The organism is Nisaea sp. (genome assembly GCF_039990255.1).
Taxonomy (GTDB): Bacteria; Pseudomonadota; Alphaproteobacteria; order Thalassobaculales; family Thalassobaculaceae; genus Nisaea.
The window spans coordinates 89,417-115,607 of the sequence record NZ_JBDXGG010000016.1 but is presented as its reverse complement, the minus strand read 5'-3'; the positions used below and the strand labels follow the sequence as shown (position 1 = coordinate 115,607).

Here is a 26,191-nt window from a genome sequence, read left to right as displayed (position 1 = left end):
GTCAGCGCATGGTGGACGCAGGTTTCGTCGTTAGCTGAGAGCAGCCACAGTCGCACCGGCAGCATTCTTAAGTGCGTCACCGGTAGTCTCAAAGACCGCGTTGGGCGCACCCGCTGCCGCCCAGACCGTTTCGAAGCTGAGCAAGCTCTCGTCCATCCATGTCTCAACCGGAGTCAGATGCCCGAGCGGCGAGACACCGCCGATCGCAAAGCCGGTGATCTTGCGAACCTCCTTCAGGTCGGCACGCTCCAGCGGCTCGCCAACCAGCGCGGCCGCCTTTTCCAGATCCACCTGATTGGCGCCGGAGACCAGCAGCAGTTTCAGCGCGCCTGTCTCGCCACCCTTGAAGATCAGCGATTTGACGATCTGTGTCACATCGCAGCCACAGGCGGCCGTGGCTTCGGCGGCGGTCCGTGTCGAGTCCGGCATGCGCAGGATCTCGACGCTCAACCCGGCCGCTTCGGCCGCAGCTTTGACCCGGTTGACGCTCTTGCTCACTACTCCGCCGCTTCTTGATAATCCTCCAGTGGCGGGCAGGAGCAGATCAGGTGCTTGTCGCCGTAGGCCTGATCGATGCGGGCGACCGGTGGCCAGTATTTGTTGGCCCGCAGGCTGTCGACCGGGAAGGCGCCCTGGGCGCGGGAATATTTCCGGTCCCAGTCATCCGCCATGAGATCGCCTGCCGTATGCGGGGCATGGGCCAGCGGGCTTTCATCGCGGGTTAGTTTGCCTTGCTCGATCTCCCGTACCTCCTGCCGGATGGCGATCATCGCTGCGCAGAACCGTTCCAGCTCGGCCAGCGGCTCGCTTTCGGTCGGCTCGATCATCAGCGTGCCGGGCACCGGGAAGGACATGGTCGGTGCGTGGAAACCGTAATCCATCAGGCGCTTGGCGACATCGTCGACGGTAACGCCGGTTTCGTCCTTCAGCGGGCGCAGGTCGATGATGCATTCATGCGCCACCAAGCCGTTCTTGCCCTTGTAGAGCACCGGGAAATGGTCTTCGAGGCGGTGGGCCAGATAGTTGGCCGACAGGATCGCGACCTCGGTTGCCTGCTTCAGTCCGTTCGCCCCCATCAGCTCAATATAGCTCCAGGAGATCGGCAGGATTCCGGCACTGCCATATGGCGCGGCGCTGACCGGCCCGATGGCGGTTTCCTGGGCGTTCATGTTCCGGTGGCCGGGCAGGAACGGCGCCAGATGCGCGCCGACGCCAATCGGGCCGACGCCGGGGCCGCCGCCGCCATGCGGAATGCAGAAGGTCTTGTGCAGGTTGAGGTGGCTGACGTCGGAGCCGAACTGGCCCGGTTTGCAGATGCCGACCATGGCATTGAGATTGGCGCCGTCCATATAGACCTGACCACCATGCTCGTGAATCAGATCGCAGATCTCGGTCACGGTCTCTTCGAACACACCGTGGGTTGAGGGATAGGTGATCATCAGAGCGGCGAGAGTGTCGCTGTGCTGCTCTACCTTGGCTTTCAGGTCGCCCATATCGATATTGCCGTCATCGTCGCATTTCACGACCACGACTTTCATGCCAGCCATCGCGGCGGAAGCTGGATTGGTGCCGTGCGCGGAACTTGGAATCAGGCAGATATTGCGATGCCCCTCGCCCCGGCTCTCATGATAGGCGCTGATTACCAGAAGACCGGCATATTCACCCTGTGAGCCTGCATTCGGTTGCAGGGAGACGGCGGCGTAGCCGGTGATTTCCGCCAGCATACGCTCCAGCTCGGCAATCATCAGGTGATAGCCTTCGACCTGATCGCGCGGCGCAAACGGATGGATATCGGAGAAGGATGCCCAGGTAACCGGGATCATTTCCGTGGTCGCGTTCAGCTTCATGGTGCAGGAGCCGAGCGGGATCATGGACCGGTCCAGAGCCACGTCCTTGTCCGCAAGACGGCGCAGGTAGCGCAGCATTTCGGTCTCGGAGTGATAGCTGTTGAAGGCGGGGTGGGTCAGAAACTCGGAGCTGCGTTCCAGCTTCGACGGAATGGCGTCAGGGGTGCGTTCGGCGACGGCCTCGTAGGTCAGTTCCTTCATGCTGTCGAAGGCCATCATGGCCCAGAGACGCTCGACCAGCTCACGGGTGCAGGTCTCGTCCAGAGAGATGCCGACACTGTTCTCGAAAATGCGCAGATTGACGCCTTCGATGCGGGCGGCCTCGATGACGGAGCCGGTCCAGTCGTCGGTCTGCACGATAATGGTGTCGAAGAAATTCTCGTGCGCAATTGTGTAGCCAAGCTCGCGCAGGCCCTGCGCCAGGATCGCAGTCCGGCGGTGCACCCGGCGGCCGATTTTCATCAGGCCGACCGGCCCGTGATAGCAGGCATAGGCCGCCGCCATGACGGCAAGCAGGACCTGGGCGGTGCAGATGTTGCTGGTCGCCTTCTCACGGCGGATATGCTGCTCGCGGGTTTGCAGGGCGAGCCGGTAGGCAGGGTCGCCATTCTTATCCACCGAAACGCCGACGATCCGGCCCGGGATCGAGCGCTTGTATGCGTCCTTGGTTGCGAAATAGGCGGCGTGCGGGCCGCCGAAGCCGAGCGGCACGCCGAAGCGCTGGCTGGTGCCGATGGCGACATCCGCACCGAACTCGCCCGGAGGGGTGAGGTGGGTCAGGGCCAGCAGGTCCGCCGCGACCACTGCAAGCGCACCCTGTGCGTGGGCCTTCTCGACGATGGCGGCGTAATCATGCACGGCGCCGTTCGTGTCTGGATATTGCAGCAGGACAGCGAAGGCATCTTCCGGCAGAGGCTCGTTCTCGTCACCGACCATCACGGTCAACCCGGCCGGTGCGGCGCGGGTTTGAAGAATGTCGATGGTCTGCGGGTGGCAGTTTCGCGAGACAAAGAACACATTGCCCTTGTTCTTCGCCGCCTTGTGACAGAAAGCCATGGCTTCCGCAGCTGCCGTACCCTCATCGAGCAGAGAGGCGTTGGCGATTTCCAGGCCGGTCAGGTCGCCGATCATGGTTTGGAAGTTCAGCAGCATTTCCAGACGGCCCTGGCTGATCTCCGGCTGGTACGGCGTATAGGCCGTATACCAGGCCGGATTTTCCAGAATGTTGCGCTGAATAACGGCCGGTACGCGGGTGCCGTAATAGCCCATGCCAATCAGGGTGCGGTTCACTGTATTGGTGTTGGCATATTGCCGGAGCTTCTGCAGCACCGCACTTTCGGTCTGGGCGGGCGGCAGGTCGAGCGGCTCGCGGACACGGATCTTTGCCGGAACGGCGGCATCGATCAGGGCGCCGAGACTCTCATAGCCGAGCGCCTTCAGCATGGTTCCCTGATCTTCCGGGCCAGGGCCGATATGACGACGAATGAACTCTTCGCTTTCTTCCTGTTCGGCGAAGGCCAATCTGTTGTCCATCATCTCTTCTGCTCCTTCCGGCCCGAGGGCCGTACGTCTTTCTTTAAGTGGGAGGGGGCGCCACAGACCGAATGCTGGTCTGGCGCCCGGCCTCAGGCCTCCGCGTGCGCCTTGTAGGCGTCGGCGTCCATCAGGGCGTCGAACTCGGCCTTGTCGGAAATCTTGATCTTGTAAAACCAGGCAGCGCCCTCGGGATCGCTGTTCACCAGGTCCGGCGTGTCGGCCAATGCCGCATTGGCCTCGACCACTTCGCCTGTGACTGGTGCGTAAAGCTCGCTTGCGGCTTTCACGGATTCGACGACGGCGGTTTCATCCCCCTTGGAGACGGTCTTGCCGACATCCGGGACTTCCACGAATACGACTTCGCCAAGCTGTTCCTGGGCGAATCCGGTAATCCCCACGGTGCCGATCTCGCCGTCAAGATCGATCCATTCATGGTCTTCGGTAAAGCGACGTTCGCTCATTTTTGATCCCCTCTGGTGCTTTGTTTTAACGTTTGTAGCCATTCGGGACGAATGGCATTTTGGCGGTCGCGGCGGGCAGAGCTTTGCCCCGAACGACAACATTTACAGCGCTACCGGCGGCTGCGTGCCCGGTGGTGACGTATCCCATGGCCAGCGGAGCCTCCAGGCTCGGCCCGAAGCCGCCACTGGTTATGGTGCCGATGCTGGTGCCGTCGGGCGCCTGGATTTCGGTGCCTTCGCGGGCGGGTGCCCGTCCGTCCGGCAGGATGCCGACCCGCTTGCGCGGGGCGCCGTTCTTGATCTGATCGAGAATGATGTCGGCTCCGGGAAAGCTGCCTTCCTCGCGCCGGCGCTTGCCGATCGACCAGGTAAGCGCAGCCTCGACTGGTGTTGTCGTCTCGTCGATATCGTGACCGTACAGGCAAAGGCCTGCTTCGAGGCGCAGGGAATCCCGGGCGCCAAGTCCGATGGCTTCCACGTCGTTCTGGGCCAACAACTTGCGGGCAAGTGCGTCGGCCTGATCGCCGGGTACGGAAATCTCGTAGCCGTCCTCGCCGGTATAGCCGGAGCGGGTGACGAAGCAGGCGGCCCCGTCCACATCCATCTCCGCGCCGGTCATGAAGCTAAGCGTCGCGGCAGCGGGGGCAAGGGCTGACAGCGCCATTTCGGCGCCGGGGCCCTGCAGCGCGATCAAAGCCCGGTCTTCAAGAACGGTAATTTCGGAGGAAAGGTGCGCCCGCATATGGGCGATATCGGCGTCCTTGCAGGCTGCGTTGACGACGACCATCAACCCGTCCTCGATCCGGCAGACCATCAGGTCGTCGAGAATACCACCAGCATCGTTTGTGAACATGCTGTAGCGCATCTGGCCGACCGAGAGCCCATCGAGATCGCCTGGCACCAGCCGTTCCAGATCGCGCGCCGCAACGGCTCCGGAGAGTTTAACCTGCCCCATATGGGAGACGTCGAACAGCCCGGCCTTGGCGCGGGTATGCAGATGCTCTGCCTTGACGCCGGCGGGGTACTGAACAGGCATGTCATAGCCGGCGAACGGCACCATCTTGGCGCCGAGCTCGACATGCAGTCCGTGCAGGGGAGTCTTGAGAAGGGTTTGTTGCGTCATGGCACTCTCCGGTCAGCGTAAAGGCACCCCGGCAAAACGCCGGAACCTGCCCCCTCTGTCGCTAACCTGAGAGATTCACCCGGCGAACTCTGTGCCGGGCTTTCACCGTGGGTGAGGCGGTTTCCCGCCTGCTTTCCAGAGGTTCCTCGCCTCAAGGTCCTTTTGCCTGAGAGTTTCCGGGGGCGGTTGCTCCTTCGGCGCCGACCATGTGGCCGGTCTCTCCCTTGAGGGTCGTCGGTAGTCGCGAGACAATAGTCGTCGTCGCTGAAAAAGGAAAGGGGCCTTGGCAATCAGGCGCGCCGACCTGACAGAACGACCCCGCCCGCTATCATCAGGGCGCCGCCGAGAAACACTCCGGTAGGCGGGATTTCCCCGAAAGCAAAACCGATCAGGGCAGCAAAGATTAGCCAGCTGTATTCAAAAGGCCCGACAAGAGACAGATCGGCGTGCCGGTAAGCGAGTATCGTCAGGAACTGGCCGAGAATGGCGAGCGGTCCGAGCAAAAGCAGCATGGTGATGTCAGAGATCCCGAGGGGATGCCAGGTGACCGCCGCCGGGATCGCCATCATCACCAGACCGAAGACATTCACATGAAGCATGACCGTCACAGCGCTGTCGTTCTGCGAGAGCCCTTTGATCAGGATGCCTTCGAGGGCGAGCAGGAGTGCGCCGAGAAGCGCGATGGAAGCCGGACCAATATAAGCGAGATCAAGAGACCGGAAACTGCCCCGGGACCAGAGCATTGCAAAGGCACCTGCGCAACAAAGGGCGATGCCAGCGGCTCGCCACCCGTTGATACGGTCCCCGAAAATGAAAACGCTGAGCGCGATCATGATCACGACATACAGCAGTCCGATTCCGCTTGCGTCCACGACCGGCATTGCGGCCGATGCATAGATGATCGCGAGCGCGCCGAAGCAGCCGCAAAGGGCGCGCGCCAGATGTCCTTTTACGGACGGGCTGCGATAGGTTGACAGCCGCTGCCGAGAGGATAGTGCCATGATCAGGAGTGTAATCGCGCCGCCGATATATCTCAGGAGACAGATCTGTGGTGCGGTTGCTGCGCCGTCGACGAACCTGGCCGAGGCGAAGATAAACGCCCAGATTCCTGTCGAGCAGGCAATAGCGGCGATTGCGAGGGCATTGGATCGGGAATGCATGGCATTGGGCGCTTGTCTTGTTTGCGATACACCCGGTTTTTGCCCAAGAAATGTATCTGACATCAAATGATGAAAATGGATTTTGATTGAGAAAAATTCATGCAGCGTCAGGGCTGCGTTTCATTGGCCGCTGTCGCCGCTCCTACGCGGGATGCGCTACAATCCACATGTCACTTGATCAAGTGCACTGGCGTCCACATAATATTTAGGGGATGCCTGATGAAGCTCCCGGCTACATCAGAATTGACGTTATTCGCTTTCCTGCGTGATCATTTTTGCGTCCTGATCGGCGCGCAACACCCGTATTAGACGAAATCCGACAAAGCGTCTTCTTCCAGCTACTGGGATGAGCAGCATGACCCGCCGTCGCCTCTCGATAATCGCAGCCCTGCTACTGGTGCCCGCCGTGATCCTCGGATATCTCGTCGCCACGGGCGAAAGTGGGCTTTCGTCCGGCCGTCCGTTGTCGCCCTTTGCGCCGCGCGATGTTCCGACCAGCCGGTTGGATCCGGACCGCGCCGGTGCTCTCGGCTGGTCGTCGGAGGGGCTGGACCGGACCCTCGACTATCTGACCCGGCTTAGTGTCGATTCGTTCATCGTCGTGACCGAAGGGGAGATCGTCGCGTCGCTCGGCGACCTGACGGTGCCGTACAGCATCCACTCCGCCCGCAAGGCGATCCTCAGTGCCGTCGTCGGGCAGCATGTGGGCGATGGGCCGAACGAGATCCCGCTGGATGCGACGCTCGCGGAACTCGGCATTGACGACGGCCCGGGGCCGCTCACCCCGCTACAGCGGCAGGCAACGGTGCTGCATCTTCTGAAGAGCGTGTCCGGGATCAATCACCCCGCCGCTGCGGAAGGCGGTTTGACCGCGGAAAAGGAACGCCGGCTTGGCAAGGGGGAAAACCAGCCGGGCACGATCTGGGCATATAACAACTGGGACTACAACGCCCTGACGACGATCTTCGAGCGGCGCACGGGCCTTTCGGTCGCCGAAGCGTTTCGTGACGGCATCGCCGAACCGCTGGGCATGCAGGACTTCACCTTGGACTCGGCCTCATATAGCGAGGCACCGGATCTGTCCCGGCACCGGGCGGCCATGTTCTGGCTCTCGGCGCGTGATCTCGCCCGTTTTGGGCAGCTCTTTGTCGACCGGGGCGTCATGGATGGCCGTTCCGTCATGCCGGCATCCTGGGTTGATCGCATCACGGCGGACTACACGGAGACGGGGATCGAGGGGTTGCGCGCCGGGCATGGCTATCTCTGGTGGATTCCGTCGCGCGACACCGGGTTGCCCGAGGGAAGCTTCTTCGCCTGGGGGCTAGGCCAGCAGACGGTGTTCGTCATTCCCGCCTGGAAAACCGTGATCGTCCACCAGTCCGATACCTCGGAATTCCTGAAAAGGTGGCTGTCGATCCAGAGGGAGGGCATGGACGGTAACGCGGCGCTGGAGAAAATTGTGGTGGATTGCTACGCGAAGGCTGGTCTGAACAGCGCATTCTGTCAGGAGCACCGGTTCACCGGCAGGCGGGAGTTCAACCGGCTGATCGACTTGATCGTGGGCGCGCGCGGCTAGCGGCGTTCTGCTTTCCGCTTCCGGTAGGGCCTTGCCGCGTGGCCAGGACTCCGGTCGCTTGTCTTGTTTGCGATGCACCCGATTTCCGCTCAGTTAGTGTATCTGATATCAAAGGATGAAAATGTCTTTTGGTTGAGGAAAAGTCATGCAGCATCAGAGCCGGATTTCCTTGAATGCCATCAGAGTGTTCGCTGCCGTCGTGCGCCACCGCGCCATCACCGGAGCGGCCGAAGAGCTCCATGTGACGCCGAGCGCGGTAAGCCACCAACTCCGCAAACTCGAACTGGAAATAGGTCTGCCGCTGTTCGAGCGCGGCAACAATTCGATCACGCCGACGGCGCAGGGTGAGCGTCTCTTCCGGGGCGCGGCGGGCGCGATTGAGGAAATCGACCGCGCGGTCGCCGCTCTCACGCGGGATGCGTGGCAGGTCGTGGTTCGGGCGCCGCTGTCATTTGCCATCCGCTGGCTGATCCCGGCGCTGGAGCGGTTCAAGGCGAACCATCCGGAAACACAGGTGCGCGTTGAGACATCGCACCACAATCGATTTCGCTTGGAATATGGAATCGATCTGGCGATCACCTATCATCGGATCGACGACCCAACACCGGAAGCCGAACTGCTGCTCCGGGACGATTGTGTGCCGGTTGCCTCCCCCGGGCTGCTGCGATCAGTTGACGGGGAAGAGAACAGTCTTGCCTTGATCCCAGCACTGCAATGCTCCACTGACAACTGGGACTGGAAGTTGTGGTCGAACGCGGTTGGACTCCGGTTCGACGAACTCATCCTCGCCGACGGTTTCGAAATTGACGATGCAGCGCTTCATGGCGCCGTGGCCGGATATGGCATGACCCTGGCTCCGGCGGCGATGATCGCGCGTGAGCTTCGTTATGGGACGCTGGTTCCAATTAGAGGATACAGGCCAGTCTCGATGGGCGGATACTATGTCCAGACCCATAAGGACAACAGCAAGGCGGTTCGTGACTTCATCCGCTGGTTAATGGCGGAGGTGAAGGACACACCAGAGCCAACCTAACGCCGGCGCGACCGATTGTAGGTGAGCTGTTCCGGGGTGAGCTGGAAGCCGATCAGCACTCGGTAGTCGTTCAGAATGTTCCTGTCCGCTGGATAGGGGATCGTCGGCTCGAATTCGTCCTTGATGGCAACGCGGCGGAGATTGCCCTTGAAAGGCAGGGTGTTGTCGAAGGTCTGTTTGGCGATGACCGCACCGGTCTCGTCCGCGATGGCAATGAAGTAGGTCACCGCCGCTTGACTATCCTTTTTGGCTGGGCCGCGGGCCGCGATGATCTGGAATGCGATATCCAACGCCAGCTCATCGCTCTCGAAGTTGCAGGTCGCGCTGAGGCTGGTCAGTTGAGCGTCGAATCGGACGTCGGTGAGATCGCCAACAGTGTTGTCGGTAAAGACCGTCACATGATCTAGATCGTTCACGAAATTGGTCACCGGGCAGCCCGGGGGCGGGCCCTCGTCACTGGAGCAGGCAGCCACGAACGCTAGCAGCACGAGCGGCAGCAAGGCGCGGGTCGGAAAGCGGAAACGCGATTGAGAAAACATGGCTCAGCTCTGCTAGGGTTCAGTCGGCGCACACACTACTCGTTAGATACCAGACCCGCAAATGGGCATGGCGCGCTTCTGTCTTCTATGGACAAGTTTTTACCAAGGGACTACATCGCGGGCATGAGCAAATCCGATCTCACCATTCTGCTGGCCACGCCGCGTGGATTCTGTGCGGGCGTTGACCGAGCAATCCAGATCGTCGAGCGCAGCCTCGAGAAGTACGGCGCGCCGGTCTATGTCCGGCACGAGATCGTGCATAACCGCTTTGTGGTCGAGGGTCTGGAAAAAAAGGGCGCGATCTTCGTCGAGGAACTGGACCAGGTGCCGCCAGACGCGCCGGTGGTGTTCAGCGCGCATGGCGTGCCGAAATCCGTTCCGGCCGAGGCGGAGCGGCGCAACATGGTGTATCTTGATGCCACCTGTCCGCTGGTCAGCAAAGTGCATCTGGAAGCCGAGCGGCACCTGAAGAAGGGCAGCCACATCATCCTGATCGGCCATGCCGGCCACCCTGAAGTGGTCGGCACCATGGGGCAGGTGCCGGACGGTGCGATCACCCTGGTGGAAACCCGCGCGGATGCCGAGACGGTCAGCTTCGAGGGCGATCCGGATCTCGCCTTCATCACGCAGACCACGCTGTCGGTGGACGATACGGCTGAGATTGTTTCGGTGCTGCAGAGCCGGTTTCCGAAGATGGTCGGGCCAGCCAAGGAAGACATCTGCTACGCCACGACGAACCGTCAGGAAGCGGTCAAGGCGATCGCGGAGCGCTGCGACGGTATGGTCGTCATCGGTGCGCCGAACTCCTCCAACTCCAAGCGTCTGGTGGAGGTCGCCAAGGGGCGCGGCTGCGACAAGGCGCTGCTGATCCAGCGTGCCGTCGATATCGACTGGGACTGGATGGCCGATGTCACGGTGCTTGGCATTACCGCCGGAGCTTCCGCGCCTGAAATTCTTGTCGACGAGGTGATCGAGGCCTGCCGGGCTCATCGTACTGTCACAATTGAAGAGGTGACGGTTGCTCGCGAGGATGTTCATTTCAAGCTGCCCCGCGAGTTGGCGAGTTAAGTCCTTGGCCGTTTACACGTCTATTTCCGATGAGGACCTCGCGTCCTTTCTTTCCGGTTATGATATCGGCGACCCGCTGTCCTTCTCCGGCATTGCCGAAGGGGTGGAGAATTCCAACTTCATGGTCCGGACGACGACCGGCACCTACATTCTGACGCTTTACGAGAAACGGGTGAACCCGGACGATCTGCCGTTTTTCCTCAATCTGATGAACCATCTTGCGGGCAAGGGGCTGTCCTGTCCGCGCCCGGTTCCGGATAAATCCGGCGAGACGCTGGGCATGCTGAACGGGCGTCCGGCGGCAGTCGTCACATTCCTTGATGGGATCTGGCACCGGAAGATCATGCCGGTCCACTGCCGGGCACTCGGTACTGAAATGGCACGGATGCATCAGATGGGGGCCGATTTCGGAATGGTCCGGGAGAACAGCCTCTCGGTGGCGTCCTGGCGGCCGTTGCTTGAATCTTGCGGTACAAAGGCTGATAGCGTGAAGCCCGGTCTCTATGCCTTTCTAGAGGCCGAAATCGGTTTTCTGGAGGAAAACTGGCCTGCGGACCTGCCGCGCGGTGTGGTTCACGCGGACTTGTTTCAGGATAATGTCTTCTTTCTCGGAGACGTCCTGTCCGGCTTCATCGACTTCTATTTCGCCTGCACCGACATGCTGGCCTACGACCTTGCCATCTGCCTGAACGCCTGGTGTTTCGAGAGCGACAGCAGCTTCAACATTACCAAGGCCCGGCTGATGATCACGGCCTATGAGGACGTTCGCGCACTCTCCGACGCCGAGCTTGCCGCGCTGCCGGTGCTCGCTCGCGGTGCTGCCACCCGCTTTCTGCTGACACGTCTTTATGACTGGTTGAACCACCCGGAGGGGGCGTTTGTGAAACCAAAAGATCCTATGGAATATTATCGCAAGCTGAGCTTTCACCAGAACGTCACCTCCAGTGCGGGTTATGGCATCTGATGACCAAGAAACGGGTTGAGATCTATACGGACGGCGCCTGCAGCGGTAATCCCGGCCCCGGCGGCTGGGGCGCGATCCTGCGCTATGGCGATACTGAGAAAGAACTCTCCGGCGGCGACAAAGAGACCACCAACAACCGCATGGAAATGATGGCGGCGATCACATCGCTGGAAACCCTGACCCGGCCAATGCATGTGGATCTCTATACAGACAGCACCTACGTCCGCGACGGCATCACCAAATGGATCCACGGCTGGAAAAAGCGGGGCTGGCGCACTGCCGACAAGAAGCCGGTGAAGAATATGGAACTCTGGCAGCGCCTTGAGGCAGCGGTCGAGCGGCACGAGATCGAATGGCACTGGGTCAAGGGCCATGCCGGTCATCCGGAAAACGAGCGAGCAGACGAGCTGGCGCGTCTGGCCGTACCGTGAGCGACGGCGGCGGAGCGGCTGTTGACGACCGGACTCGTTGGGATATCGTCGCTCTCGCCGTCGGCGCGGGCGTGGTCGCAGCTCTTCAGGTCGGTAAAGTCCCGCCCGCCCTTCCGGCCCTGAGGGCCGATCTGAATCTTTCCTTGGTCGATGGCGGCTGGCTCGCCTCGCTGCTGCATCTTTTCGCGGCCCTGTTCGCCATTCTGATCAGCATGGCCACGGATCGGATTGGGCCGGCCCGCCTGTTGGTTGCGGCGATGCTTGTCATCGCGGTTGGCTCGGCGCTCGGCGCAACGTCCAGCTCCATGTTTGTCTTGTTCGCCGGGCGGGCGCTGGAAAGTCTTGGCTTTGTTGCAACCTCGATTGCCGCGCCGACCCTGATCGTTGCTGCCGCTAGGCCAATGCATCGCTCTCTGGCGCTTGGTTTCTGGTCTGCCTATTTCCCCATTGGCGCCGCCATCGCGATGGTGGTTGCGCCGGTGTTGATGAACGCAGCCGGATGGCGCGGGCTCTGGCTTGTGGATGCAGCCATCTGTGTTCTCTTCGCCGTTGTTCTGGTTTTTCTGACGGCGCCGTCGCGCTGGCCTGGTGTGCCTCGGCCCAGCCGGGAGCGCGGTTTCAAGCAAGTGCTCGGGACATTGCGCTTGCCGGGGCCTTATCTTTTCTCAACGGCGTTCTTTCTGTATGCCTGCGCGATCTTCGCGCTGATGACCTGGATGCCGACCTTCTTGATCGAGCAGATGGGATATTCCCTCGAAGGCGCCGCTCTGATCGGCGCGGCTGTGGTGCTGATCAACATTGTTGGAAATCTTGGTGCGGCCTGGCTGATGCACCGGCAGGTGCCGCGCTGGCTCATCATCGCCATCAGCTTTCTTGGAATCATGGGAACGGCCTGGTTCGTCTTTGCGGGTGGGGCTCCGGATAGCCTCCGGGTGCCCGCCGCGATCGCCATGTCCTGTATATCCGGTGTTCTGCCTGCCGCCTGCCTTGCGGGTGCGCCTGCGCATGCGCGCACCGCTTCCGAGGTCGCGACCTGCAGCGGCGTGGTGGTGCACGGCTCCAACCTTGGCAACCTGCTGGCGGCGCCGATCTTCGCGACGGTGGTGACCTATTTCGGGGGTTGGTCGAACGGGCATCTGCCGATGATCGGACTCGGCCTGTTGGGGATCGCGCTGGTTTTTTGGATCAAGCGTGTGGACCGGGACCGCTAGGCGGCGCCGAATCGTGCCACCAGCGCATCGAAGCCGCCCTTGTAGATAAACTGAACGATGCCGTTCGCCTTCGTCTCGCTGCCCTGGTCCGGAGAAAAGGCCGAGCGCCAGCGGACAACGCAGCCGCCGTCTGTATCCTCGACAGACAGCCAGGATGAATAATTCTCCAGCGGGAACGGCTTGCCGAGGATGGCATAGCGCATCCTTCGGCTGTCCTCGTCGCGCTCAAGCTGCACTTCGTCGAAGGTTGGCCCGCCACCGCCTGAGGTCAGGCGCCGGATGCCGCCTTCGCCAATGGTCTCGCTTTTCTCGACGGCTGGGTGCCATTTATCGAGGTTGAGGAAGTCGCCGACGACTTCCCAGACTTCCGCAGCCGATGCTGCCAACTTCACGCTCATGTCCACAGTCGCCATCATCGTCCTCCCTCTAACCAAGATGAAACAGGGTAAACCCTGAATAAGATAAGGCAAAGTCCCTGATCGATTTGCGGAAAGGTCAGCGGGAAAAGATATTGGGGGTGCAGGCGACGGGACCCGGATGACCAAAGCGTCAAGCCCAAAGGCCCAATGCTCAATTTCCGACGAAACCGCCGGACTCCATGTCGCCACCCGGCGCGCTTCATATCGGCGGGGCTGATGCACTAGTGTTGGGTTAAAGGCCATCGGGTGCGCTGGTGGCGAAGGGGGGCAGATCAATGAAATCGCATGCGCAAGTCGTTGTTATCGGCGGGGGCGTCGTTGGCTGCAGCGTTCTCTATCACCTGACCAAACTGGGCTGGAAAGACGTGGTCCTGGTGGAGCGCAGCGAGCTGACATCGGGCTCCACCTGGCATGCGGCGGGCGGCATGCACACGCTGAACAGCGACCCGAACGTCACCAAACTGCAGAAATACACCATCGATCTTTACAAGGAGATCGAGGAGATTTCCGGCCAGGCGACCGGCGTGCATCTCTCCGGCGGGATCATGGCCGCAGGAACGCCCGAGCGGCTCGACTATCTGAAGACGATGGTCGCCAAGGGCAAATATATGGGCCTCGACATCGACTTCATCTCCCTCGATGAAGCGCAACGCCTGCATCCGCTGGTCGATGCCAGCCATTTCACCGGCGCCGTCTACGATCCGAACGAGGGCCATGTCGATCCGTCCGGCGTGACCAACGCCTATGCCATCTCGGCCCGCAAGGGCGGGGCGGAGATCTACCGCCATACCAAGGTTGAGGAACTGGTGGCGGAGAAGGATGGTACCTGGTCGGTGGTTACCGACAAGGGCACCATCCGTTGCGAGAAAGTGGTGAATGCGGGCGGCCTCTGGGCCCGCGAGATTGGCCGCATGGTCGGGCTGGAGTTGCCCGTGCTGGCGATGGAGCACCATTACCTGATCACGGAGTCGCTGGACGAGATCAAGGCGCTGGATGCCGAGCTGCCGCACCTGATCGATTTCGAGGCCGAGATCTATACCCGTCAGGAAGGCCAGAGTTTTCTGCTTGGCACTTACGAGAAGGCCTGCGTGCCCTGGTCCCCGCACCAGACGCCGTGGGATTTCGGACACGAGCTGCTGCAACCGGACCTCGACCGGATCGCGCCGTCCCTCGATATCGCCTATCAGCACTTCCCGTTTCTGGCGAATGCTGGCGTGAAGTCGATGATCAACGGGCCGTTTACCTTTGCGCCCGACGGTAACCCGCTGGTCGGCCCGGTGCCGGGCCTCAAGAACATGTATCTCGCCTGCGGTGTGATGGCCGGGTTCAGTCAGGGCGGCGGCGTTGGTCTGGCGCTGGCGCAATGGATGATCGAAGGTGAGCCGGACATGGATATTTATGCCATGGACTGCGCCCGCTTCGGCTCCTACGCGACCAAGGGGTACGCTTACGAGAAGGTGAAGGAAAACTATTCCCGCCGCTTCTCCATTACCTTCCCGAACGAGGAGCTGCCCGCGGGCCGTCCGCTGCGCAAGACGGCGATCTATGACCGGCTTGCGGCGCAGAACGCTGTATTTGGCGCTTCCTACGGGCTTGAACATGCCCTCTGGTTCGCACCCGAGGGCATGGAGCCGGTGGAGGATGTGACCTTCGGCCGCTCCAACGCTTTCCGTCCGGTGGCCGAAGAGTGCAAGGCCGTGCGCACAGGCGTCGGCATGATCGAGATTTCCAGCTTCGCCAAATACGAGGTGACAGGCGAAGGTGCGGAAGCCTGGCTGTCGGAGCTGATGACGAACAAGATGCCGCGTACCGGACGCATGGTGCTCACGCCGATGCTCAATCGCCAGGGCAAGATCATCGGCGATTTCACCATCGCCAAGCTGGCGGAAAACCGGTTCATGATCTTCGGCTCCGGTATCGCGGAAATGTTCCATCTGCGCTGGTTCTGGGATCATCTGCCGGAGACCGGCGTCAAGATCCAGAGCCGTTGCCAGGAAATGGTCGGGCTTTCCATCGCCGGGCCGAAATCGGCCGATCTGCTGGCCACGCTGACGCACGAAGATGTCTCGACCGAGGCGATGCCGTTCATGTCCTTCCGGGAGATGAATCTCGGCATGCTGCACGCCATGGTCGGCCGAGTTTCCTTCACCGGCGAGCGCGGGTATGAGATCTGGGTGAAACCGGATTATCTGATCACGCTCTACGACATGCTGGTCGAAGCAGGTGCGGAGTACGGGCTGAAGCATTTCGGCGGCCGGGCGCTCAATTCCCTGCGTCTGGAAAAGAGCTTCGGTGGCTTCCGGGCGGAGTTCACTCCGGATTATTCGCCTTTCGAGGCCGGGCTGGACCGCTTCGTCGATATGTCGAAAAACAGCTTCATCGGCCGCGACGCGCTGGTGGTGGAGAAAGAGACTGGCGGGTCCTACCGGCTGATCACGCTGACCATCGATGTCGAGGATATCGATCCCATCGCCGACGAGCCGATCTTCCATGACGGCAAGGCCATCGGCTGGGTGACCTCCGGCGGCTATGGCCACACGACGGCGAAGAGCATTGCCATCGGTTACGTTCCGAAGGAATTCGCCAACAAGACGGACGGCTTCGAGGTCGAGATTCTCGGCAAGATGCTGAAGGCGCACCGGATCGGCGCCCCGCTGCATGATCCGAATGGCGCCCTGATGCGGGGATAGTCATATCGCCGATTGACAGTCGGCGATGTGGCTCCCACGTCTGCTGTTTATTGGGACGATCAATCGGGGACGATCATGGCTGAACTTGACGGGAAGGTGGCAATTGTCACCGGCGCTTCTGCGACACGTGGTATCGGGCGGGCCGTCGCCCTTCGGCTTGCGGCGGAGGGTGCGTCCGTCATCGTCAGTGACATCGCGACACCCGAGGCGTCAAGCAGGCTCGCGGATATCGTCTCCGAGATTACGGCGGCCGGGGGAACGGCATTGGCTGTGTCAGTAGACGTTACCAGAAAATCCGATATCGAGACCGCTGTGCGTCTGGCTAAAGAGCATTTCGGCCGGATCGATATTCTGGTGAACAATGCCGGATCGCTTGCCGGTTCCGCGAACCTGCTGGAGACCGTGCCGGAGCAATGGGAGACAAGTTTCCGGGTCAACCTGCTTGGTCCGGCCATGTTCACCCAGGCAGTGATTCCGGAAATGCGGAAGTCGGGCGGTGGCAGCATCGTCAATATCGGCTCAACCGGTAGCCTCGGCGCCGAAGCCGGGTTTGGCGCCTATAACGCCATGAAACACGGGCTGGTTGGCTTGACCAAAACGGTCGCGGCGGAATTCGGCGTGGACGGCATCCGCTGCAACGTCGTCTGCCCGGGCTTTATCGCAACGGACATGCATACAGCAGCGAACGAGCGTCTGGCGCGCGAAAGTGGCCGTCCGGTCGATGATGTGAAGCAGGAGCGCTATAAGACGGTGGCGATGCGCCGGGCGGGCGAGCCGGAAGAGGTGGCCGAGGCTGTCGCTTTTCTGGCTGGTCCGCGCGCCGAATACATCACGGGGGTCGCTATGCCGATCAGCGGCGGGACACCGGTCGGGCTCTAAAAACCGCGCCTCGACGGGCCGGGTTTCTCGGCGCATCCGTGGAAAATCCCGGTATGGATGTTGACTCGCTCTTCTGGCTGGGCCCAGGCTTTCGGTCTCGCAATTTGAGACTGACCGATGATCGACCGTCGCCTGCTGCTTTTGAATGAAGATGACAATGTTCTGGTGCTGCGCAAGGGCATCGCCGCAGGCGAGCGGATCGATATCGGGGCGGGGGAAGCTAAAACCGACCGTAGTCTCAATCTCGGTCACAAGCTTGCCCGCCGGTCTATTTCGGAAGGCGAGGAAATTCTGAAATACGGTGCCGTGATCGGTGTTGCTACCGCGCCGATCGCAGCAGGCGGACATGTCCATGTGCATAATGTCCGCAGCAACTACACGCCGACTTACAGCCTGCCGGAGGAGACGCGATGAGCGGCTTTGGCGGGTATCCCAGGAGCGACGGGCGCAAGGGCATCCGTAATGTTTTCGTCGTGGCCTATCTGGTCGAGTGCGCCCATCACGTCGCGCGGCAGATCACGCTCGAGTTCCGAAATCACGACGTTCATCTTATCGGATTTCCGGGCTGTTATCCGAACGAGTATGCGCAGCGGATGATGGAGGCGCTCTGCACCCATCCGAATGTTGGCGGGGCGCTTCTGGTCTCGCTCGGTTGCGAGTCCTTCAATAACCGGCTGTTGCGCGAGCAGATCGAAGCGACCGGCCGGCCGGTGAAGGCGATCACCATCCAGCAAGTCGGAGGTACCCGGTCGGCGATTGCGGAAGGCATGTCTTTCATCGCAGAACATCTGCCGGCACTGGAACGTGCGGAACGCGTTCCGATGGGAGTGGACGAGCTGGTGATCGGCACGATTTGCGGCGGCTCGGACGGTACATCCGGGATTACCGGGAACCCGGCGGCGGGCCGGGCATTCGATATGCTGATCGGCGACGGTGCGGCCTGCATTTTCGAGGAATCTGGTGAGCTGATTGGTTGCGAGCACATCATGGCTGCGCGCGCCGCCACGCCTGCGCTCGCCGCCGTACTGGAAGAAAGCGTGGCCAAGGCGGCGCGCTATTACGCGACCCTCGGTTACGGGTCCTTCGCTGCGGGCAATGCCACGGGCGGGCTGACGACCATTGAGGAGAAATCGATGGGCGCTTATGCCAAGTCGGGCGCCTCGCCGATTGTCGGACTTCTGAAGCCTGGCGACGTGCCGCCGACCGGCGGGCTCTATCTCCTCGACGTGGTGCCCGATGGAGAAGTCCGTTTCGGATTTCCTAATATCAACGACAATGCCGAGATCGCCGAGTTGATGGCGTGCGGCGCCCATATCAATCTGTTCGTCACCGGACGCGGTTCGGTCGTCGGCTCGGTCATTTCTCCTGTCATTAAGATCTGTGCCAATCCGGAAACCTATAGGCGCATGGCGGACGACATGGACGTGGATGCGGGGCGCATTCTTGAGGGGACGGCGGAGCTGGATGACGTCGGTGTCGAGATCCGCGACCTGGTGCTGACCGTCGCGGGAGGGGCGCTGACCCGGTCCGAGGATCTGGGCCATCAGGAGTTCATCCTGACATACAAGTCGTTCGAGCCGATCGGGCCCGCATGCCTGCCGGCGGCGGAGTAAAACAAGAAACGAAAAACTGGGGGAGGGAACCATGTCGGTCGAGACAATGTCGATCACGGAGCGATTGGAGAAATGCTATACGGGCGTCGTCCATGACGTGATGCGGGGGATGGGCCTCCGGGACTTCACTCTGCCGCCGGAACTGCGCCCGATCATGCCGGAAAAGCCTATGGCAGGCCCCGCCTTTACCATTCTTGGCAAGGTCGACCCGACAGCGGACGCGCACGAGACGTTGCTCGCCTGGACGGGGCTGCTGTCGAAGGCGCCGGCGGGTTCCGTCTGGGTCAGTCAGCCGAACGATCGGGTTGTTGCCCATATGGGCGAGCTATCAGCCGAGACGCTCAAAGACAAAGGGGTGCGTGGCTGCGTTGCCGATGGGTTTGTGCGGGATGTGAATTTTCTGCTGGAGATCGGTTTTCAATCCTGGTCGCGGGGCTTCACGCCCCGGGATATCGTCGGCTGGTGGCTGCCGGCGGCGACCGATGTCGATATCCGGATCGGCGACGTGGTGATCGAGCCGGGCGATTACATGCTGGGTGACCGGGACGGACTTATCCGTGTCCCGTCCGCGATCATCGAGGAGGTGATTGAGAAGGCCGAGGCTGCGATCACAACCGAGAACAAGGTCCGCACCGCGATTCTGGGCGGGACTGATCCCCAGCAGGCCTACCTGAAATACGGAAAGTTCTAGAGACGTCGTCTCACGCCTTTCGGGCGATGATGAACAATCCTTTGCTGGGGCCTGGCTGCCAGCTTTGTTCGATCCGGAACCCGGCAGTCTCGAACTCGCCGACAAGTTCGTCCGGTCGAATGAACGCGACTTTCGGCAGGAGCCCCAGTGCATTCCCGACAGGCAGGATAAGCTTGAGCCACGGCATGGTTCCTCCGATACAAGCGGTCGACGTGACGAACAGGCCGTCCGCTTTCAGCAGGCGCCAGACTTTTGCGATGACAGCGTGGCGATCCTCGAGAAGGTGCAGGATGCTATGACCCATGACGAGGTCGTAGCTCCCGTCTTCTGCGGAGAGACCTTCGATGTCGCTCTGCTCGAAGCTGACATTTGCGATGCCGGCCTCTTCTGCCTTTGCCCGCGCGATCTCCAGCATCTTAGCCGAGACATCTATGGCCCGAATTGATTTCACATATGGGGCGTGATGGAGCGCCGTCGTTCCGGTTCCGCAGCCGAATTCAAGCACGCGCATGTCCGGTTTCAGAAGCCGCTGTGTCAATTCCAGCTTATGCTGGTAGGCCTCCGGATCGCTGACCGCCCGCTTGGCGTAACCAGCCGCATGTCTGTCCCAGAACCGGGCAATGTTTGCCATTCGTAATCTCCTTCGGCGGCGGTGATCTGCCGCTATTCCTCGTGCAGGTCGATACGCGGAGCGACCGAAATGGTCACCCGTGGGTGAGAGACGCCAAGCGGCGTAGTTCGGTCTCGGCCATATGTTTGTAGGTCTCGACCAGCGCCTTGCCTTCCGATTGCTCCAGGGAAATGGCGAGGCGCATTGTTGCTTCGCCGAGATGCATGATCAGGAAACAGTCCGACGCGGCGCGCGCCGGGTCCCGGTCCGGGGCGATGCGGCAGAGTGCTTCTGAAAGCACGGCGCCGCTTTTGCGGCTTTCCGCGATCCCCATGTCTCTCAGGGTCTTGTCGGCTCCTATCCCGGAATAGATGTCGCGAATGACCGGTTCCGCCAGGAAGAGAGCGTAATAGACGTCGATCAGCTCATTCAGCGCGTCGCAGAGCGCGTTGAGCGTGTCTGCTCCCGATAAGCCATCCTTGATGCATTTGAGACATTCCCCGCCGTAATGCTCCGCGAGCGCCCGGATGATCGCGCTCTTGTCCGGAAAATACTGGTAGAGCGAGCCGATGGACACGTCCGCGCGCCGCGCCACCTCGCTCATCGTCATCGCCTCGCTGCCCTTCTCGGCGATCACCGTGATAGCGCAGTTCAGCATGTGCTCGACGCGCGCGCGGCTGCGTTCCTGATTGGGCATGCGCCGGAGCGAGATGTGCTCCAGCGCGACGTGCGACATATCCGGCAGTTCTTTCGACATGACCACTCCGTGAACTCGGATCGCATATGAGCAAATTTCGTTGACTTCGTAAATGTGAGAGTTTATCAGATTTTCAAATATGAGCATCCCTCACATTTAAGGAGAAGACGATGACTGCACATTCTGACGATGCCCCAATCCTGGTTCTGGGCGGCACCGGCAAGACCGGGCAAAGGGTGGTGAAACGGCTGATCGAGGAGGGAGCAACGGTCCGGGTCGGCTCCCGTTCCGCAGTGCTGCCGTTCGATTGGGACGCGCCGGAGACCTGGGCACCGGCGATTGAGGGAACGCGCGCCATCTATATCGCTTATTACCCGGACCTTGCGGTGCCGGGGGCTCTCGAGACGGTTAGCGCTTTCGTTGATACGGCTCTGCGTGTGGGTGTGAAGCGGATGGTTCTGCTGTCGGGCCGGGGCGAGGAAGAGGCCGAGCAGACGGAACAGATGCTGATTGCTTCGGGAGCGGACTGGACCATCGTCCGGGCCAGTTGGTTCTTCCAGAATTTCAGCGAGACCTTCCTGGCCGAAGCCGTCAATTCCGGTGAGGTCGCACTGCCGATCGGCGATGTGAAGGAGCCGTTTATCGATGTCGACGATATCGCGGAGGTCGCCGCCGCCGCCCTGATCGACCCGGCGCATATCGGCAAGCTTTATGAAGTCACCGGCCCGGAGCTGTTGAACTTCTCCGAGGCTGTTGCCTCAATTGCCGCGGCGACCGGAAGGCCGATCCGCTATCGGCAGATCCCGGCGGTGGATTACAAGGCTGCGATGGAGCAGGCAGGTGTGCCGCAAGACATGATTTCGCTGGTCCTCTATCTCTTCACTACCGTCCTGGATGGACGGAACGCCAATGTGACCGATGGCGTCAGCCGGGCACTTGGCCGTCCGCCACGCCGTTTTGCCGACTATGCGCAGCTGACTGCTGAGGCAGGCGTCTGGAGCGTTGAAACGCCTTTGGCGGTTTGAGGGGCTGTCCGTGCAAGCGGAGGGATCCCTAGAGAAAACCCTGCGCTGCAAGGCCTCGCGGAATTTTCATTTGTTGTGCGAAAAATCGGGCGCACATTCGTTTGCATGATCAAACCGCGCCTTATGAGTGTTGCCACGGCCGTGCCCCGTCATCGCCTGTCGCAATCCGACGCCCTGGCCCATGCGCGTCAGATATTCGAGGAGCGGGTGCCAGCCTTTGCTCGGCTGGCACCCGTTTACGGCAATGCAGGGGTCGAGAACCGGTATCTGTCCGTACCGCTCGACTGGTTTGCCTCGCCGCGCAACTGGGCCGAGGCGAACCGGATCTATTTACAGACTGCTGAGGAGCTGCTGGCCGATGCGGCCCGCCAGGCACTTGAACAGGCTGGTGTCGCGGCCTCGGATGTGGACACGCTGATTGTCGTCTCCAGCACCGGCATTGCAACACCGAGTCTTGATGCCCGGCTGCTGCGACGGCTGGGTTTTCGTGAAGATGTGAAGAGAGTGCCGCTGTTCGGGCTCGGGTGCGCTGGCGGTGTGCTTGGTCTTGGCCGGGCGGCTCAGTTTGCGGCGAGCGGCGAGGGGGAGACGGTTCTGTTGCTGGTGGTCGAGCTGTGCAGCCTGACCTTCCGCTGGTCCGATACCGGTAAATCCAACCAAGTGGCGACCGCAATTTTCGGCGACGGAGCGGCGGCGGTGGTTTTACGCGGCGGAGAAGGCGAGGCGGGCACGGCTGTCTCCGCTTGGGGCGAACACACTTGGCCCGATTCCCTTGATGTCATGGGCTGGTCGGTGGAGGAGGACGGTTTCGGCGTGATCTTCAGCCCGCGCATTCCTGAAATCGTCCGTGCCGGCATGCGGAGCGAGGTAGACCGGTTTCTCGCCCGGCACAAACTGAGCTTGTCCGACATTGACCTGTTCGCCTGCCATCCCGGGGGCGCCAAGGTCGCGGCCGCTCTGGAGGAAGCCTTCGATTTGCCCGAGGGCGGGCTGGAGCATTCCCGGTCGGTGCTGCGGGACTATGGAAACATGTCGGCGGCAACCGTGTTCTTTGTGTTGGAGCGGATGCGGGCGGATGGAATAGAGGGCAGGCGCGTGCTGGTTCAGGCGCTCGGTCCCGGTTTCACCGCCGGTTTTGCGCTGCTGGAAGGGTAAGCGGGATGGAATTGGGATGGGCGCAATGGACGGCGCTGGCCGTTGTGGGCCTGCGCCTGGCCGAACTGGTCTATGCTCGGCGCAATCTGATGCGGCTTATTGCGCGGGGAGGCCAGGAGCACGGCGCGCGGCACTATCCACTGTTCGTCCTGCTGCATGGAAGCTGGCAGCTGGCCCTGTTCTTTCTGGTGCATGAGGCGGTGGAGCCGAGCCTGCCACTGCTCGCCCTCTTCGCTGCTTTGCAGGTCATCCGCGTCTGGATCATCGCAAGCCTCGGACCGTACTGGACCACGCGGATCATCACACTGCCGGACGCGCCTCTGGTCCGGCGCGGTCCCTATCGCTTCATCCGGCACCCGAACTATCTGATGGTCGCGGTCGAAATCCCGCTGCTGCCGTTCGCCTTCGGTGCCTGGGACATCGCGCTCCTGTTCGGCCTCGCCAATATGGCTCTGCTGGCCTACCGGGTACATGTCGAGGAAGCGGTGCTTGAAGAGCGGCGGATGCTTTAGCTCCCTCCACTCCCAGAAAAATCGTCATCCCGGACCCCGATCCGGGACCTCTTCGATCATAAGGCGGAGCCCTGCTTAGGGAGGCCCCGGATCAGGTCCGGGATGACGATTAGGGAAAGGAGTTGCGCGGCCCTCAGAACCCGGCATCGCCTTCCCAGTATTTGTCGTTCAGGTTCCGCATCAGCTTGTCGTGGCTCTTCTCCAGACAGCCGCGCAGACGAACCTTGTAGCCCTGGTCGCCATAGGCTTTGCAGCGCGCGTAGGCATCGCGCGCAGCTTCGATCCCTTTCGGCGCGAATTGCCGGAGAGTCGCTGGAGTGGTCGCTTTATCCCAGACACCGCTGCGCAGAGATTTTACCGCGAACCCGTCCGCTGGCAGCAGGTTGATCATCCGGGAGATCAGCGCGCCGCTATCTGCGCGCGGGGAGCCATTCTCGAAATAGCCCTCAGCTAGCATCCGCTTCTCGCCGAGGGCGGCGTCCAGATCTTCTGCACTGGGGAGGGCCGCGACGGTTGGCTCCGAGCGCGGCAGCAGGGAGACCCTGTGCGGCACGTTCAGGGATACCGAGGCGGCATCCAGTGCGGCGAGCCGGTCGGCATCCATGGAAATCTGGACCGAGGTATAGGCGCCGGTGCTTTCGAAATGCAGCAGGTCGGTGGCCGAGAATTCGGCTGTGCTGCCATCGTTCTTCACCACCACCATGGTGATATCGCCCTTTCCGGCGACATCATAAACGTGGCCGGCATTCGGTTTCGGGCGATGCTCCTGCAGGCAGAATGCGGAGAAAAACCCGGTGCAGGTACCGTCCTCGCAATTGAGCGGGACCGGGAGCTTGGTGGCGACAAGGCCGAGAACCTGGGGCAATTCTGATTGGGGCGCACTGGCCTCCGCTTTGCCGCTGACCGGGCCGACTGCTAGGCCGGCGGAAAAGCTGAGACAGAGGCCAAAAGACGCAAGGTGTCGGAACATGGCTATCTCCTCCGGAGCTGGCCGGTCTGTCCCGCAACCATCAAGGCCGGGACGTCCGGCTTTATGCGTTGAGGAAAGCATCTCACCGGGCGCGCATAGGTTCAATCTTCGAATTGTCTGCTCACGCGGATGGGAAGCCTGTACCGGTTACCGGGTGCAGGCTGTGTCGCAGGCTCAGCAAGGGATTGCGCCAGATCAAAATCTGGCTCAAGGGCGACAACAGATGACGCGCATTTGAAAGTTCGCTCTTTCAATCGTGCTCATATCAGTCGAGCGAACAAAATTGTGGAGGACACGAGATGACCGCAGAAGCTCGGGATCTCGAAGGAGCCGGTAACGGTATTGATGCTGCTTCCGGCGAAGCGCGTGGCCGTCGCGGTCGCAGCGGCGGTGGCCGTGAAGCGCGTCGGGCCTCCCGGTCCAAGCCCGCGCAGGCTCAGGCGCCCTATATCACCCGCAACGTGCCCGTCTATGAAGTGCTCAGCGAGGAAGGTCTCGAGATCATCGAGGCCAATGCCGAGACCATCATGGAAGAAGTCGGCATCGAGTTTCAGGATGACGAGGAAGCCCTTGCCCTGTGGCGCGATGCCGGTGCGGACGTGCAGGGCACGCGGGTGCATATCCCGCGCGGCCTCGCCCGCACACTCTGTGCGACGGCGCCCTCCACCTTCACACAGCATGCCCGCAACCCGGCCCGGTCGGTCGAGATAGGCGGCAAGAACACGATCTTCGCGCCGGTCTATGGCCCGCCCTTCGTCAGCGATGTCGATGGTGGCCGCCGCTACGCGACGATTGAGGACTTCCAGAATTTCGTGAAGCTGACCTACATGCTGCCGTCGCTTCATCATTCCGGCGGCACTGTGTGCGAGCCGGTCGATCTGCCCGTGAACAAGCGGCATTTCGACATGGTCTATGCCCACATGAAATACAGCGACAAGCCGTTCATGGGCTCTGTCACCGCGCCGGAGCGGGCGCAGGACACGTTAGACATGGCGAAGATCCTGTTCGGGTCCGAGTTCGTCGAGAACAACACGGTCTGCACCAGCCTGATCAACGCCAACTCGCCGATGGTCTGGGACGGCACCATGCTCGGCGCTCTCAAGACCTATGCCCGCAACAATCAGGCTGTCATCACCACGCCTTTCATCCTCGCGGGCGCCATGTCGCCGGTGACGGTGGCGGGCACGTTGGCCCAGACCCTGGCGGAAGCCATGGCCGGGATCGCCTTCGCCCAGCTCGTGCGCCCGGGTGCGCCGGTGATCTTCGGCTCCTTCGCCAGCTCCATCTCCATGCAGTCAGGCGCCCCGACCTTCGGCACGCCGGAGCCCGCCATGGTGCTCTATGGCTGCGCCCAGCTCGCCCGGCGCCTCGGCGTCCCGTTCCGCTCCGGCGGCTCACTCTGTGGCTCCAAGACCCCGGATGCGCAGGCCGCCTATGAGTCCGCGCAAACCCTGAACCCGACTGTGATGGGCGGCGTGAATTTCGTGCTGCACAGCGCCGGCTGGCTTGAAGGCGGTCTGGTGGCCTCTTACGAGAAGTTGCTGATGGATGCCGACCAACTCGCCATGATGCCGACGCTTCTCGGCGGTGTGGACCTGACCGAAAACGGCCAGGCCATGGACGCGATCCGCGAAGTCGGCCCCGGCAAGCATTTCCTCGGCTGCGCCCATACCCAGGCGAATTTCGAAACCGCTTTCTTCCGCTCGCAGGTGGCCGACAACAACACCTACGAGCAATGGTCCGCCGAAGGCTGCCGCGACGCCTACCAGCGCACGGGCGACCGGGTGAAGACCATGCTTGCTGTATACCAGGCGCCGGAAATCGATCCGGCGGTGGACGAGGCGCTGATCGAGTTCATGGCAAAGCGGAAAGCGGAGTTTCCGGACTCGATGGTGTGATCTGATTGAAAGCGGCGCGGCGGCTCACAAGCCGTTGCGCTGATACTTGAGGCGAGGTTCACCTGAACTTTGCGCGTAAGAAA

25 protein-coding genes and 2 riboswitches are annotated in these 26,191 nt (G+C 61.5%); of the genes, 15 read left to right on the top strand and 10 right to left on the bottom strand.

Translation table 11 applies throughout. The features are described 5' to 3' along the window. Positions 1 to 30 precede the first annotated feature (30 nt). The 5 genes from ABJ076_RS09875 to ABJ076_RS09855 all read right to left on the bottom strand — a co-directional run bounded on the left by ABJ076_RS09875 (position 31) and on the right by ABJ076_RS09855 (position 6,127). Entirely contained in the window at positions 31 to 498 is a 468-nt protein-coding gene (locus tag ABJ076_RS09875) for a YbaK/EbsC family protein (protein WP_348193809.1), read from the bottom strand. Then, on the bottom strand, positions 498 to 3,383 hold the full coding sequence (gene gcvP, locus ABJ076_RS09870; RefSeq protein ID WP_348193811.1) for an aminomethyl-transferring glycine dehydrogenase: 2,886 nt from the start codon (positions 3,381 to 3,383) through the stop codon (positions 498 to 500). The genes ABJ076_RS09875 and gcvP overlap by 1 nt, the downstream gene beginning before the upstream one ends. An 89-nt stretch (positions 3,384 to 3,472) precedes the next feature. Next, positions 3,473 to 3,844: a glycine cleavage system protein GcvH gene (gene gcvH / locus ABJ076_RS09865; protein WP_348193813.1), complete on the bottom strand. Its 372-nt coding sequence runs from the start codon at positions 3,842 to 3,844 to the stop codon at positions 3,473 to 3,475. Positions 3,845 to 3,869: 25 nt separating this feature from the next. Continuing rightward, a complete protein-coding gene (gcvT, locus tag ABJ076_RS09860; RefSeq protein ID WP_348193815.1) occupies positions 3,870 to 4,967 on the bottom strand; it encodes a glycine cleavage system aminomethyltransferase GcvT in 1,098 nt (365 codons plus the stop codon). A gap of 52 nt (positions 4,968 to 5,019) precedes the next feature. Beyond that, positions 5,020 to 5,109: riboswitch (glycine riboswitch) on the bottom strand. 2 nt (positions 5,110 to 5,111) lie between these two features. Further along, a riboswitch (glycine riboswitch) is annotated at positions 5,112 to 5,202 on the bottom strand. A 55-nt stretch (positions 5,203 to 5,257) separates the two neighbouring features. Then, positions 5,258 to 6,127, bottom strand: a complete 870-nt coding sequence (locus tag ABJ076_RS09855; protein ID WP_348193817.1) for a DMT family transporter — start codon at positions 6,125 to 6,127, stop codon at positions 5,258 to 5,260. Positions 6,128 to 6,482: 355 nt separating this feature from the next. Here ABJ076_RS09855 and ABJ076_RS09850 point away from each other — a divergent pair, with 355 nt between their 5' ends. Further along, entirely contained in the window at positions 6,483 to 7,703 is a 1,221-nt protein-coding gene (locus tag ABJ076_RS09850; RefSeq protein ID WP_348193819.1) for a serine hydrolase, read from the top strand. Between the two features lie 145 nt (positions 7,704 to 7,848). Then, entirely contained in the window at positions 7,849 to 8,736 is an 888-nt protein-coding gene (locus ABJ076_RS09845) for a LysR substrate-binding domain-containing protein (RefSeq protein ID WP_348193821.1), read from the top strand. On the opposite strand, the gene ABJ076_RS09840 is transcribed toward ABJ076_RS09845, so the two are convergent. Then, positions 8,733 to 9,275 (bottom strand): hypothetical protein, encoded by a 543-nt coding sequence (locus ABJ076_RS09840; RefSeq protein WP_348193823.1) that lies wholly within the window; start codon positions 9,273 to 9,275, stop codon positions 8,733 to 8,735. The genes ABJ076_RS09845 and ABJ076_RS09840 overlap by 4 nt on opposite strands. Positions 9,276 to 9,398: 123 nt before the next feature. Between ABJ076_RS09840 and ispH the strand changes: the two genes are divergently transcribed. Genes ispH through ABJ076_RS09820 form a run of 4 tightly spaced genes read left to right on the top strand, consistent with a single transcriptional unit; the run spans position 9,399 to position 12,949 of the window. Continuing rightward, positions 9,399 to 10,343 carry a 4-hydroxy-3-methylbut-2-enyl diphosphate reductase gene (gene ispH, locus ABJ076_RS09835; RefSeq protein ID WP_348193825.1) on the top strand — a complete coding sequence of 315 codons (945 nt, stop codon included), beginning with the start codon at positions 9,399 to 9,401 and terminating at the stop codon, positions 10,341 to 10,343. A gap of 4 nt (positions 10,344 to 10,347) precedes the next feature. Continuing rightward, complete coding sequence (gene thrB / locus ABJ076_RS09830; protein ID WP_348193827.1) at positions 10,348 to 11,307, top strand: homoserine kinase; 960 nt, start codon at positions 10,348 to 10,350, stop codon at positions 11,305 to 11,307. Continuing rightward, the gene (gene rnhA / locus ABJ076_RS09825; RefSeq protein WP_348193829.1) at positions 11,307 to 11,738 is read left to right on the top strand and encodes a ribonuclease HI; all 432 of its coding nucleotides are present in this window, start codon (positions 11,307 to 11,309) and stop codon (positions 11,736 to 11,738) included. The genes thrB and rnhA overlap by 1 nt, the downstream gene beginning before the upstream one ends. Next, positions 11,735 to 12,949, top strand: coding sequence for an MFS transporter (locus ABJ076_RS09820; protein WP_348198478.1), 1,215 nt, complete (start codon positions 11,735 to 11,737; stop codon positions 12,947 to 12,949). The genes rnhA and ABJ076_RS09820 overlap by 4 nt, the downstream gene beginning before the upstream one ends. On the opposite strand, the gene ABJ076_RS09815 is transcribed toward ABJ076_RS09820, so the two are convergent. Next, on the bottom strand, positions 12,946 to 13,362 hold the full coding sequence (locus ABJ076_RS09815) for an SRPBCC family protein (protein ID WP_348198474.1): 417 nt from the start codon (positions 13,360 to 13,362) through the stop codon (positions 12,946 to 12,948). The genes ABJ076_RS09820 and ABJ076_RS09815 overlap by 4 nt on opposite strands. Before the next feature lie 281 nt (positions 13,363 to 13,643). Here ABJ076_RS09815 and ABJ076_RS09810 point away from each other — a divergent pair, with 281 nt between their 5' ends. The 5 genes from ABJ076_RS09810 (at position 13,644) to ABJ076_RS09790 (ending at position 19,241) form a co-directional block, all read left to right on the top strand. After that, the gene (locus ABJ076_RS09810; protein ID WP_348193835.1) at positions 13,644 to 16,058 is read left to right on the top strand and encodes an FAD-dependent oxidoreductase; all 2,415 of its coding nucleotides are present in this window, start codon (positions 13,644 to 13,646) and stop codon (positions 16,056 to 16,058) included. A gap of 75 nt (positions 16,059 to 16,133) precedes the next feature. Continuing rightward, a complete protein-coding gene (locus ABJ076_RS09805) occupies positions 16,134 to 16,937 on the top strand; it encodes a glucose 1-dehydrogenase (RefSeq protein WP_348193837.1) in 804 nt (267 codons plus the stop codon). Between the two features lie 117 nt (positions 16,938 to 17,054). Beyond that, positions 17,055 to 17,351: a UxaA family hydrolase gene (locus tag ABJ076_RS09800; protein ID WP_348193839.1), complete on the top strand. Its 297-nt coding sequence runs from the start codon at positions 17,055 to 17,057 to the stop codon at positions 17,349 to 17,351. Further along, on the top strand, positions 17,348 to 18,550 hold the full coding sequence (locus ABJ076_RS09795; RefSeq protein WP_348193841.1) for a UxaA family hydrolase: 1,203 nt from the start codon (positions 17,348 to 17,350) through the stop codon (positions 18,548 to 18,550). Before ABJ076_RS09800 ends, ABJ076_RS09795 begins: the two co-directional genes overlap by 4 nt. A 31-nt stretch (positions 18,551 to 18,581) precedes the next feature. Then, positions 18,582 to 19,241, top strand: coding sequence for an RraA family protein (locus ABJ076_RS09790; protein WP_348193843.1), 660 nt, complete (start codon positions 18,582 to 18,584; stop codon positions 19,239 to 19,241). A 10-nt stretch (positions 19,242 to 19,251) separates the two neighbouring features. On the opposite strand, the gene ABJ076_RS09785 is transcribed toward ABJ076_RS09790, so the two are convergent. After that, on the bottom strand, positions 19,252 to 19,872 hold the full coding sequence (locus ABJ076_RS09785; protein WP_348193844.1) for a class I SAM-dependent methyltransferase: 621 nt from the start codon (positions 19,870 to 19,872) through the stop codon (positions 19,252 to 19,254). Positions 19,873 to 19,945: 73 nt separating this feature from the next. Further along, the gene (locus ABJ076_RS09780; protein ID WP_348193845.1) at positions 19,946 to 20,608 is read right to left on the bottom strand and encodes a TetR/AcrR family transcriptional regulator; all 663 of its coding nucleotides are present in this window, start codon (positions 20,606 to 20,608) and stop codon (positions 19,946 to 19,948) included. A 110-nt stretch (positions 20,609 to 20,718) separates the two neighbouring features. Between ABJ076_RS09780 and ABJ076_RS09775 the strand changes: the two genes are divergently transcribed. The 3 genes from ABJ076_RS09775 to ABJ076_RS09765 all read left to right on the top strand — a co-directional run bounded on the left by ABJ076_RS09775 (position 20,719) and on the right by ABJ076_RS09765 (position 23,240). Continuing rightward, on the top strand, positions 20,719 to 21,573 hold the full coding sequence (locus ABJ076_RS09775) for an NAD(P)H-binding protein (protein ID WP_348193847.1): 855 nt from the start codon (positions 20,719 to 20,721) through the stop codon (positions 21,571 to 21,573). Positions 21,574 to 21,678: 105 nt separating this feature from the next. Next, positions 21,679 to 22,728 carry a type III polyketide synthase gene (locus tag ABJ076_RS09770; protein WP_348193849.1) on the top strand — a complete coding sequence of 350 codons (1,050 nt, stop codon included), beginning with the start codon at positions 21,679 to 21,681 and terminating at the stop codon, positions 22,726 to 22,728. Positions 22,729 to 22,733: 5 nt separating this feature from the next. After that, positions 22,734 to 23,240 carry an isoprenylcysteine carboxylmethyltransferase family protein gene (locus ABJ076_RS09765; protein ID WP_348193851.1) on the top strand — a complete coding sequence of 169 codons (507 nt, stop codon included), beginning with the start codon at positions 22,734 to 22,736 and terminating at the stop codon, positions 23,238 to 23,240. 133 nt (positions 23,241 to 23,373) lie between these two features. On the opposite strand, the gene ABJ076_RS09760 is transcribed toward ABJ076_RS09765, so the two are convergent. Further along, positions 23,374 to 24,210, bottom strand: a complete 837-nt coding sequence (locus tag ABJ076_RS09760; RefSeq protein ID WP_348193853.1) for a hypothetical protein — start codon at positions 24,208 to 24,210, stop codon at positions 23,374 to 23,376. A 299-nt stretch (positions 24,211 to 24,509) separates the two neighbouring features. Between ABJ076_RS09760 and ABJ076_RS09755 the strand changes: the two genes are divergently transcribed. Continuing rightward, positions 24,510 to 26,108, top strand: a complete 1,599-nt coding sequence (locus ABJ076_RS09755; protein ID WP_348193855.1) for a trimethylamine methyltransferase family protein — start codon at positions 24,510 to 24,512, stop codon at positions 26,106 to 26,108. Positions 26,109 to 26,191 lie beyond the last annotated feature (83 nt).